The 11,369-nt window shown below is 34.3% G+C and carries 9 protein-coding genes; 3 read left to right on the top strand and 6 right to left on the bottom strand.

Annotation, left to right across the window (positions count from 1 at the left end; translation table 11 throughout):
- Positions 1 to 22 precede the first annotated feature (22 nt).
- A complete protein-coding gene (locus COO03_RS18960; protein ID WP_097898643.1) occupies positions 23 to 415 on the top strand; it encodes a YueI family protein in 393 nt (130 codons plus the stop codon).
- 66 nt (positions 416 to 481) lie between these two features.
- Here COO03_RS18960 and COO03_RS18955 read toward each other — a convergent pair whose 3' ends face one another.
- Together COO03_RS18955 and COO03_RS18950 are read right to left on the bottom strand one after the other, a co-directional pair.
- Entirely contained in the window at positions 482 to 1,906 is a 1,425-nt protein-coding gene (locus COO03_RS18955) for an aldehyde dehydrogenase family protein (RefSeq protein WP_097898642.1), read from the bottom strand.
- A 167-nt stretch (positions 1,907 to 2,073) separates the two neighbouring features.
- Positions 2,074 to 3,429, bottom strand: a complete 1,356-nt coding sequence (locus tag COO03_RS18950; protein WP_097898641.1) for a hemolysin family protein — start codon at positions 3,427 to 3,429, stop codon at positions 2,074 to 2,076.
- A 363-nt stretch (positions 3,430 to 3,792) separates the two neighbouring features.
- Here COO03_RS18950 and COO03_RS18945 point away from each other — a divergent pair, with 363 nt between their 5' ends.
- Complete coding sequence (locus COO03_RS18945; protein ID WP_097898640.1) at positions 3,793 to 4,263, top strand: chromosome segregation protein; 471 nt, start codon at positions 3,793 to 3,795, stop codon at positions 4,261 to 4,263.
- Between the two features lie 109 nt (positions 4,264 to 4,372).
- On the opposite strand, the gene hcp is transcribed toward COO03_RS18945, so the two are convergent.
- Complete coding sequence (hcp, locus tag COO03_RS18940) at positions 4,373 to 5,659, bottom strand: hydroxylamine reductase (RefSeq protein ID WP_097898639.1); 1,287 nt, start codon at positions 5,657 to 5,659, stop codon at positions 4,373 to 4,375.
- 106 nt (positions 5,660 to 5,765) lie between these two features.
- Positions 5,766 to 6,362 carry a hypothetical protein gene (locus tag COO03_RS18935; RefSeq protein WP_097898638.1) on the bottom strand — a complete coding sequence of 199 codons (597 nt, stop codon included), beginning with the start codon at positions 6,360 to 6,362 and terminating at the stop codon, positions 5,766 to 5,768.
- 365 nt (positions 6,363 to 6,727) lie between these two features.
- Between COO03_RS18935 and COO03_RS18930 the strand changes: the two genes are divergently transcribed.
- Positions 6,728 to 7,432: a YoaK family protein gene (locus COO03_RS18930; RefSeq protein ID WP_097898637.1), complete on the top strand. Its 705-nt coding sequence runs from the start codon at positions 6,728 to 6,730 to the stop codon at positions 7,430 to 7,432.
- Between the two features lie 200 nt (positions 7,433 to 7,632).
- Here COO03_RS18930 and COO03_RS18925 read toward each other — a convergent pair whose 3' ends face one another.
- Complete coding sequence (locus tag COO03_RS18925) at positions 7,633 to 9,483, bottom strand: hypothetical protein (protein WP_097898636.1); 1,851 nt, start codon at positions 9,481 to 9,483, stop codon at positions 7,633 to 7,635.
- Positions 9,473 to 11,287, bottom strand: coding sequence for an AAA family ATPase (locus COO03_RS18920; RefSeq protein WP_097898635.1), 1,815 nt, complete (start codon positions 11,285 to 11,287; stop codon positions 9,473 to 9,475). Before COO03_RS18920 ends, COO03_RS18925 begins: the two co-directional genes overlap by 11 nt.
- Positions 11,288 to 11,369 lie beyond the last annotated feature (82 nt).

Here is an 11,369-nt window from a genome sequence, read left to right as displayed (position 1 = left end):
AAGAATGAAAGGTGTGAAAAATATGGCAAATAAAAATGTGGAAGATTATCTCCAAGAAGGCATTTATGGCCAAAAGCAAAACAAACCAGAAGAACGTAATATGTATTTAGGCACATTACGTGAGCGTGTAGAAGTCGCTTTAACAATCGGTCAAGTGATGCAAAGCAATGTGTATACAGAAGTAGCCACTAACATGCGCTCTTCTCAATCATTACAGCTATTTATAAATGGCAGCATTACTTACCCACATTTATCAAAATACATTAAATTAGCAAACGAAAAAAATGTCCCTTTCACAATTGTTCAAAATAAAGGTACACATACACCAATTGGTTTAGTTTTAGCTCGTAATACAGCTATAGATAAAGAACAAATTTATGTTGAAGATGCTATTTTTAAACAAGAAATGAAATAACACAATTGAAAACAAAAGGTACACTTGTCCAAGTTGCAAGTGTACCTTTGTTACTTTTTATGCCCGTTATTTTTTAATACAAACTAATTTCATTTCTGTCATTTCTTCAATCGCATATTTAATTCCTTCACGTCCTGTGCCACTTTCTTTCACACCACCATATGGCATATGATCGACTCTAAATGTTGGAATGTCGTTAATCATGACGCCACCTACTTCTAGTTCATCAATTGCTCGCATTGCTTTCGTTAAATCAGTTGTAAATACTCCAGCCTGTAAGCCATATCGTGAGTTATTTACCATTTCTAATGCTTCTTCAAATGTTTGGAATGTATTTACCGTCATAACCGGTCCAAACACTTCTTGACACTGGACAGAAACGTGATTTGGAACATTTGTTAATACAGTTGGTTCAAATATACGCGCGTCGCGTTTTTTACCTCCGCACAAAACAGTTGCCCCTTCTTTTACCGCTTCTTGTATCCATAACTCAATACGATTAACATCATTTTTGGAAATAAGCGCAGAAACATCTGTCTCTTCATGAAGCGGGTCGCCTACTACTACCTTTTCCATCGCCTTTGTTAATTTCTCAGTGAATTCTTCCATTTTATTTTCATGAACAAATACACGTTGTACGGAAATGCAAACTTGTCCATTATTCACAAAAGCTCCCCATTTCACACGCTCAATTACTCCTTCTGTTAATTCTACATTTTCATCAATCACTACTGCAGCATTTGAACCAAGCTCTAATGTTACACGTTTTAATCCGGCTTTTGCTTTAATACCGATGCCAACCTTTGGACTTCCTGTAAATGTAATTGAAGCCACACGGTCATCTTTTACCAATGCTTCACCAACAATTGAGCCTCGCCCAGATACAATGTTAAAAGCCCCTTTTGGTAATCCAGCTTCTTCAAATAGTTCAACAAGGGCATAAGATGAAAGTGGCGTTTGGTCAGCTGGCTTTAATACAATCGTGTTACCTGCAGCAATTGCAGGTCCAACTTTATGGGCAACTAAATTTAGTGGGAAATTAAATGGTGTAATGGCCCCAATAACACCGATTGGCTTCCGAACAGTATAAGCAATACGACCATCTGCTCCTGGTGCTGCATCTAACGGTAAAGTCTCTCCATATATACGCTTTGCCTCTTCGGCTGCAAACTTATATGTTTGTACCGTACGATCTACTTCTCCACGTGCTGCACGAATAGGTTTCGCCGCTTCTTTTGCAATAATTTCTGCAAATTCCTCTCTTCTCTCGTGCATTTTTTGGGCAACTGTTTCTAAAATGGATGCGCGGTCATATGCTGATAATTTCCCCATCTCTTTCATCGCCTTTTTCGCTGAAGAAATTGCTTTTTGAACATCTTCCTCTGTCCCTTGAGCAATTTCCGCTAGTACTTCCTCTGAGTATGGTGCATACAACGTTTTATACGCCCCTACTTCCTTCCACGCTCCATCTATATATAAATGTTTCTTCATATAAACGCTCCTTTCAAATATATGTATAATCTAAAACTTCTTAAGTACATTCATTTTATTCGAAAAATACTTCACTTCATTAAAGGTCTGACTTGTTTTATTGTAACACGGCCTCCTGGCATAAAAAAACATTTTGCTCACTAAAAAAACTCTGCTAAAAGCAGAGTTCACGAGCTAATTTGTTCTTGTAGTGATATAGCTTTTTCAGTTTCTGAAATGAGAATTGGTACTGATGGTTTCGTCACTTCTATCCTCTTAATATAGTGACCATCTAACTCTTTCACACAAAATTTATAGGTTTCAATTTCAACAATATCTCCCTCCTCAACCCCGAGGTTCTTTGTTAAAATCCAACCACCAATCGTATCAACACCATCATCATCAATGGTTAAACCTAATAATGTATTGACTTCACTAACAAGCACTTTTCCTTCTAGAATTGTCTTTGTTTCACTGACACATTGAATTTCTGGTTGTTCATCCGTATCAAATTCATCTTGTATATCTCCAACAATTTCTTCTAATATATCTTCAACTGTTACGAGCCCTGATGTTCCACCATATTCATCAATTAATATCGCAATATGTGTTCGTTCCCTTTGCATTTTTAAAAATAAATCATGAATTGGGATTGACTCAATAACAAGGATAATAGGCCTGATATACTGCTCTACCTTTTCTTTACTAACAGTACCATGATTCACAAAGTCTGTGAAAATATCTTTAAAGTTTACAAAACCAATCACATGATCTTTATCCCCATCGACAACTGGATATCTTGTATATTTTTCACTTGACATTATTTGTAATGCTTTTTTCACTGGTGTATCTTTATCTAAAATATACATTTCTTTACGTGGTACCATGATTTCTTTTGCAATCCGATCGTCAAATTCAAAGATTTTATTTACATATTTAAATTCAGATTGATTAATCTCTCCGTTTTTGTAACTTTCCGACATTAATAGACGTAATTCTTCTTCCGAATGTACTTCCTCATGATCTTTCGCATTTTGCAAACCAAATTTTCTCGTTACATATTGAGCTGATCCGTTTAACAGCCAAATAAAAGGAAAAGTAATACGATAAAAGAAAAGTAGTGGCTTTGCAACAAGCAAACTTACTTGTTCTGCTTTTTGAATTGCAAATGTTTTTGGCGCTAACTCTCCCACAACCACATGGAAAAAAGTAATGAACATAAACACTAGAATCACAGCCATAATCTCTGCAAGCTGGGGAGACACGTTCCAACTTGCGAACAGCACATCAAACATGTGTTTTAACGCTGGTTTACCTAACCAACCAATCCCGAGAGCTGTAACTGTAATTCCTAATTGGCAAGCTGATAAATACTCGTCTAAGTTTGTAATGATTGTTTTTACTGACTTTGCATATTTATTACCTTCTGTAATCAAATAATCGATGCGTGAACCTCTCACTTTCACAATTGCAAATTCTGCCGCAACGAAAAATGCAGATAAGGCAATTAAAACAATCACCATACTTATACTATATATGTCCAAATATGTGTCCTTACTTACGGTGTAAGCAAGGAAGCCACCTCCTACTTAAATTTATTCAAGTGAAGTAACATTACTTATAATCTTACAAAATTCTACATTCGCAATCACCTTTTTATACATTATATGCATACATAAAAGAAGATATTTATATTTATGATAATCTAAATGTTTTCCCTCCGTCAAATAAGAATACTTACAAAATTCAGACATAATTCTTTCTTTTTAGAAGCTTTATATGCTTATAGACTCATTTTCGTGAAAAAGCACTTTCTTTGCCGATTCCGCACTTCTTTTGTCATTCTTGAAGGTAACAAGCTTATTACCTCGAAATCATTCAACAGGATATATATAGGAGGGATTATCTTGGAATATAAAACACCCTTTATTGCCAAAAAATTAGGTATTAGCCCAAAGGCAGTGGTCCGGATTGCACAACAGTTAAATCTTGAGATAGAAAAAAACAAATATGGCCATTACATTTTTACACAAAGTGACTTAGATCAAATGTTAGATCATCATTGCTCTCATGTAGATACAAGTTCTCAAACAAAATCCTCAAATGATTTTGAGCAATTCGTGACACAATTAAATGCAATTACCCGGCGATTAGATCAAATGGAAGAACAAATGAAAGATAAAGCGAATGATGTTGTTACTTATCAATTGCTACAACATCGACGTGAAATAGAAGAAATGCTAGACAGAATCCAGAAACTAGAGGCGGATCTTAAGAAAGAAGAACCACTGTACATTACACCTGATATTAAGCCAACATATGAACGGGAAAAAAAACCAAAGCGTCGTAAAATGATTTTAAGTATATTTGGTTTTTAATATTTTTCACTTATGAGTTCGCGTATTCTGGTTGACTTCCCCCTAGTTAATCAGAATACGCTTTTTTACTTCATAATAAAAGGATGCCTTATGACAAGGCATCCCTTTATTATGATAACATCATATTCATATCTTCAGTGGCAGTCGTGATCATTTTCAATCCAAATGTCTCTTGCAACACTTGAAGTACACCAGGTGAAATAAATTCAGGTGCTTTTGGACCAATACGTATATCTTGAATTCCAAGACTAAATAACCCAAGTAAAATGGCAACTGCCTTTTGTTCAAACCAAGATAACACAATACTAATCGGCAATTCATTCACTTCACATTGAAAAGCATCCGCTAAAGCAGCTGCGATTTTTATTGTTGAAATCGAGTTATTACATTGACCTAAGTCAATGTAGCGTGGAATCTGCGTTTCTGGTACAACCCCATAATCTACATCATTAAAACGAAACTTCCCACAAGAAGTTGTTAAAATAACCGTTTCCATCGGAAGTGACATCGCTAATTCACGATAATATTCCCCGCCTTTTCCTGGAGCGTCACAACCTGCAATCACAAAGAACCGTTTAATTCTTCCTGCTTTTACTGCTTCAATAATTTCTGGCGCTAACGATAATACCGTATTATGATGAAAACCTGTTAACAACTGTTCGTCCGACTCCATATATACTTCTGGTAACTCCAAGGCCTTTTCAATCAATGGATCAAAATTATCATTTTCAATTTTTCGAACGCCCTCTAGCCCAGCAATATCATAAGAAAAGAAACGATCAGCATACGACCCTTTAATAGGCATTACACAATTCGTTGTAGCTAAAATCGCACCTGTAAATTTGTCAAAAAGACGTCGCTGATCATACCATGCTTTACCGATGTTCCCTTTTAAATGTTTATATTTTTTTAACTGTGGATATCCATGAGCTGGGAGCATTTCTGAATGCGTATAAATATGAATCCCTTTCCCTTCTGTTTGCTTGAGCAATTCCTCTAAAGCAAATAGATTATGCCCTGTAACAACAATCGCTTTACCCTCTACACGATTTTGCGTAATATGAACAGGTTCAGGAACACCAAAGTGATTCGTATGCGCCTCATCCAACAATTCCATCACTCGTAAGGCAGCTTTCCCAACTTTCATAGCCATTTCCAAATGTTCTTGTTCATTAAAGTTTGAATTTGTTAATGTCATATATAATGCTTCATGCGTTGTAGCATCTACAAACGAATCTGTATACCCAAGCTGAGCTGCATGAGTACGATAAGCTGCAATTCCTTTTAATCCAAATACAATTGTATCTTGTAAACTTGCAATCGTTTCGTTTTTTCCGCAAACACCCATTACTTTACATCCACCTGTTGGTGTTTGTTCACATTGGTAACAAAACATACAATCCCATCCCTTCCTCAATCAATTCTTACAAATAAAGCGTAATGTATATTGAACGAGAAGGATGTGATATCAATCACAATAATATATAAAAATTTGTGACAATTTAGTTTGTTAACATAATATTTTTACTGTATTCCTTAATAAGGGCTTGGGCATGAGCATTTCCTTGAATAATATCTCGAAATTCCTTCAATGAATATAGATGTGTTATTCCCTTTCGAGCATGAATCCGTACAGGTACACCTTGCAACTTATCATGAAAATTAAAGGGATTATCTATTGGCTCAATCGGAAAACCAAGTGTAAATAAATACATATACATCCGTTTTGTAACGACAGCAATATACCATTCAGCTTTCATTTCTAAAGCATGCATAAATAAAATAGCTGCTAGCCTTTTAAAATGCCCTCTCCCACGAGAGGTTTTCGCAATACTTAACTTTCCTATTTCATAAACATTTTTTAAGTCTTTCACTAAATCATTTTCAGAAAACGGATAGAAAAACTCAGAATTTGATTGTTCAGGCACTACATATCGAATACACTCTACAGTACCGATATAGTGCTGATCTTCTATTAATAAAAATCGTGATGGATTTAAATTACGTTCTACGAACATTAAATCTCTTTCTTCACAAAAATCTCCCCACAGTTGCTCGAACCAAAAATGTTCTTCCTTTGTTTGAACACGCTGGAACATATTTACCCGCCTTTCCCATCGCCGTTCTTTTTGACAACGCTTTCACCATCTATCATATAAGAACAAACCTTCGTATGCAACTAAAAATATTTACTCCTTTTATATTCTATAAAGTAAACAGAATTCCTATTCGACTTTTATTTTTATAAAACGAATAAAATATGTTAAATAATAGTGTTGATTATGGTTAAAAAAATGGGTAGGATTATACATTATATCTAATATAGGAAAAAGTAAAAAGAAACGAAATCAAGATAAGTATTGCTAATCTGCTGTTAAAGATTTTAAAGGAATGCCTTTTTCATCTAAGCAGAATATTAATTATAAATAAATATCTTCAATATAAGATACAAGGAGATCATATTATGAAAGATAAACTAACTACGATTCCTTCATTATCTTCAAACTCTGTTCGTTTGGGTGTTTTGTTAGCTATAGTTGGAGGCTTTTTAGATGCTTATACATTCGTCAGCAGAGATAGAGTATTTGCCAATGCACAGACAGGAAATATAGTACTATTCGCTATAAGAGCAGCTAGTGGGGAATGGAAAAGTGCTTTACTTTATATCCCGCCTATTTTAGCTTTTATATTAGGTGTTTTGGTATCAGAAGTAGTAAAGATTCCTCATATAAGACAACTATTACATAGTTATAGACGTTCTATCCTTATATTAGAATGCATTATTTTAGCCGTTGTAGGTATTTTGCCAAAAAGTGTACCTAACATAGTGATAACAGTATGTATTTCGTTTGTATCATCTTTACAAATTTCCACTTTTAACAAACTAGACAAGTGGACCTACAATTCAACGATGACAACAGGAAACCTTCGAACTGCAACGCAGGCAGCATATTTGGCATTCATAGAACATAATCAAGAAGCGAAAAAACAATTTAAAGAATTCTTTGTTATCATTCTTTCTTTTTTATTTGGTGCGTCGTTAGGGACATTTTCCACCACTCATATAGGAAACACATCTATATGGATTGCATCAGGAATTTTAGTGATTGCTCTGATTTTGTATCATAGGGACAGAGGTTATTTGAGAAAACCCTTAACATTGAAATAAAAGTTTTTTTAATGTTACTTTGATAATACCTCATTATCGCAATTGATTCACTACCAGTTTCCTCATACGATTTATGTCGAGTGCTGCGTGTTAACAACATTAAAATCGTATGAGGAAAACAATTACTTCAAATTGACAATACATCCTGGGAAATAATGATTCTCAGGATTTTCTTTTATTCAAAAAGCAAGGAGTTCTTTTTATAAAACGGTATTCTTTAGCCATTTCTCAAAAATTTGTACAAGCCCGTGTTTTCCAGCTAACTTTTCTTTACCTTGCTTCGTTTTATATGGATATAATTGCAAGAAAACACCGCAACCAGATTCAATTTTCTTTCCATGCATATGGCTTCCTGGATAAACACAAATCACTTCGTGAATCGCTCTTCTCTTGAAAATACGTTTCCCATCTTTTTCATCTACATATTTAATAGACCAATATTTATACATTTGTTCCGTTGCTTTTGTATTACCAAGAGGCTGAAAAATATTATACATGGGACTATATTTCACTTCAATAATGATAGACGATTCATATTCATACTTTTCTCCTTGTTTTACATAACAATCTAAACGAATGTCTGGTTTTTTCGTATCCTCTCCATTATAAAAATGACTTCCCTTACTAAGTGCAATAAGAGGATGTGTTTCAATCAAATCATTAAATGCAATATGAATCTGAAAATCATCACGATTTAAAATAATTGTCGTACCATCTTGTAATCCATCTAAATAAAAATATTTTTGTATTTGTTCACGAATTGGAATTTCGTCTATAAATCCGATCTGTTGTAATATAGAAATAACAATAAAAAAAGCATAATACTCATACACTAAAAATGTTGGCTTATATACAAATAATAATGCTGGAGAGTGTTGATTATGATGTGGTAACAACTCTAAGTGAGAGATTAATTGGCGATGAGGTACCGATAAAGCATGTAAAGTGATGTTGGTTTTTTCAGAAATATCTCCCCAAAATGGGGAGTGTAACAAGTTTTGAAAATACTGTGCACTTTGATATACAATACGATACAGTATTTTATATTCTTGTATTTTCAAAGAACTTTTTCGTACATCTGCTTCTTTCAACAAATGTATATTCCGATATTTTTGTTTTTCTCTATCCGTCACAGATCCATTACGGTCAATCGTTTGCATAATTGTTTTCACAGCTTGGTATTCCTCTTTTTTCATGTGCTTTGTTCCTTCTAATATTTCGATCGTCTTTTGTAAAAAACTCTGCATTTCTAACAAATAATAATAAAATTGTTTCGTTTTAAATTTCAGAAAAGCATTTTCCAAACTATCTTTTTGTTCAACAAACTTACGATTGTAATATTTTCCCCAAGGCTTTCTTTCACCAACTATTACACTTTTTCTCGTAGCCCTTCTTTCTCTTATTTCCCAATCGTACTTATTCATATATTTCGTATTCATTTCCACTTCCTTATAAATTTGTTTTATTTTTTTCATTTTTTGCGGAAGCATTCGAAGTAGTATTAAATATGAAGAATCCTCAATGTCACTAAGTGCTGAAAATGTCTTTTTATAATACCCCCTATCTAAAATCAGTTCATTTAAAATTGATTTCACATAAGTTTGAATCATTTCAAATTGATCATCTAAGAAATTTTTGGGAACAATTTGAAACGCTCCATAGTATATTTCTTCTTCCACTCGTACCTCAAAGTGATATAAACCGCAGCGCCACGGATAAAAAAAATCAGTTTTCCCATGCTCATATACTAATACTTTTTTCCTTTTTTCATGTAATTCATATTGCGATTCCTTTAAGTTTTTTTGTCCCTCATATACTTTATTCCATATAAATGTAATATGAGCTGGTTTTTCATAATGTAAACATAAGCGTAATGATTTTAACTCCTGCACTTTATAAACACACTGTGAGAGCGCTATAGTAGAGGTACAAAGACGATTCAAAAGAATAAACTCTCCCTTTGCTTCAATCCCTACGATCAATTTTAATACAAATGGGAGCTTCTCCTTTGTATCAACAATTTCAGTCTCATAACACTCCTCATTTTGCATATCCATACAACTCCAATTCACGCCGTTTTTGCCTTATATAGGCTAAAGAATGTTCAAATGTAGAAACATCATTTGCAAGCGGCGACTGTAACAGTGGTATAAGCATTGCGCCTTTCTTTTCATCTTCAGAAAGAAGAGCACCAATCGTCATTTCTGTTCCACGTAACTTTGTTAACACACGTTGCTTTATTTGTAAGTCAAATCCTTCTTCCCTGCTAATCATATAGGTGTGATTATTTTGAAGTGGGATATTTTGCAAATACGTAGCAATCGCAGCTGCGCATCGAAAAGAAATACCTTTCGATGCATCATATGACGATAATACGCCGTGTAATTTATCTAGCAACTCTAATTCTTCCTCTGAAAAAACGTCAATCATTGCTTTATTTCGTAACCAATTTACGCGAAATTCTCCAGCTGTTACTTTAAGAGGCAAAAGTTGTGTCTCTTTATCTTGCTCCATACTCATTTCACAAAATGGAATTTTTTGAAGGGTAATGAGATTTGTTCGATCTAATAGGCGGTCGGATAATTCTTTCGTTGTTTCGTCAAAGTTTACAGTGCCAATAAAAATAATATTCTCACCAATTTCAATTTTGGATGGAATTGTGTTTTCTATTTCAGGTACTTCCTCATATAAAGTGAGAATACGATTTTTCTTTTCTAATTGAAGGATAGATAAAAACGGTGTAAACCAATGCTCAATATGTGACATATTCATTTCATCGAATACAACCATATACAGCTGATTCGGATTTTCTTTTGCTTTTAATAATGTTCGAACTAACTTTGTGTCACTTGCTATGAAAGTTCCATTTGGATGAAGATAACCAAGCAAATCATGTGGTTCTTGATATGATGGGGATATAGGAATCCATACTAGTTCCTCACCATAACGTAACCCAAGCGCTTCCGCATAGGCTTGCACAAAACGTGATTTTCCAACCCCCGGTATGCCCGCAAGAATCGTTAACATATTTGTTTTGACACTAATATGAAAATTAAAGACATCAGTTGCATCTATATATAAATCTTTAGCGTACACTACGTCCTGTACATACTGTAAAAAAGAAGATTCACGCTCATCCCATTCTTTCTCTTCTTTCTGCGTTTTTATATCTGTCACTTCAACTAGTTTCCCCTCTTCTACAACACGTTTTACAAGTTGCTCATATATATTCGCTCTCACAAAATACAAGTGATTATCTACTTCTAACTCTACACGCTTGGTCCAATCATCAATTTCGATATATTTACATTCCTTTCTTTGCTCATAATATGCAATTGAACTAACAGAAGGTTTTAATGACAAATTCCCATATAGTCTTCCCTCATGCCACAATAACTCTGGCACATCAAAGTCTTGCGGAAACTTCGGCATAAGAAAAGATAAGTAACCATTGCCCAGTTTACGTTCTAAGGATTCTCTTTTTTTATATCCAGGTAGTCTTGGTGAAGGAACAATCTTATATGCATCTACTATTTCTCTCTGCTCTGTACATATTAACTCAACATATAAATTCCCTCTTTCGTAATAAAGCCGAAACAATACCAACTGTCTTTCTAATTTTCTTTTCTTTAAGTCAGCGAAAACTTTCTCATTTTTTTTATTACTATATACACCTTCAAAAAGATATGGCTCGTCAGCAAACTGTGATTGCAAAACAGAAGGGATTGGAGAAAGACATTGTACAAAAAAAGTATCCCCCGCCTTCTCTTCCACACCATCTACAAACCTCCCAAGAAATCTCATGTGATACATTCGCTTTATAAAACTTGGATGTAGAGCTTTATGCAGCTTCAACACACTCACCTTCTTTTTTTTCATGCTGTTCTTATTGTATGAACTCCCGCAGAAAACTAGAAACAAAAAACCTGACGTTATC

Source organism: Bacillus sp. AFS098217, from assembly GCF_002551815.1.
Lineage (GTDB): Bacteria > Bacillota > Bacilli > Bacillales > Bacillaceae_G > Bacillus_A.
The sequence above is the reverse complement of the archived record's forward strand: the minus strand, read 5'-3'. Positions and strand labels throughout refer to the sequence as shown.

What these genes read in the sequence shown, in the direction of transcription:
- COO03_RS18935 (WP_097898638.1), bottom strand. Translation starts at nt 6,362, where the DNA reads ATGTTCCAGCGTGTTCAAACAAAGGAAGAACATTTTTGGTTCGAGCAA.
- COO03_RS18930 (WP_097898637.1), top strand. Translation starts at nt 6,728, where the DNA reads ATGAAAGATAAACTAACTACGATTCCTTCATTATCTTCAAACTCTGTT.
- COO03_RS18925 (WP_097898636.1), bottom strand. Translation starts at nt 9,483, where the DNA reads ATGCAAAATGAGGAGTGTTATGAGACTGAAATTGTTGATACAAAGGAG.
- COO03_RS18955 (WP_097898642.1), bottom strand. Translation starts at nt 1,906, where the DNA reads ATGAAGAAACATTTATATATAGATGGAGCGTGGAAGGAAGTAGGGGCG.
- COO03_RS18960 (WP_097898643.1), top strand. Translation starts at nt 23, where the DNA reads ATGGCAAATAAAAATGTGGAAGATTATCTCCAAGAAGGCATTTATGGC.
- hcp (WP_097898639.1), bottom strand. Translation starts at nt 5,659, where the DNA reads ATGTTTTGTTACCAATGTGAACAAACACCAACAGGTGGATGTAAAGTA.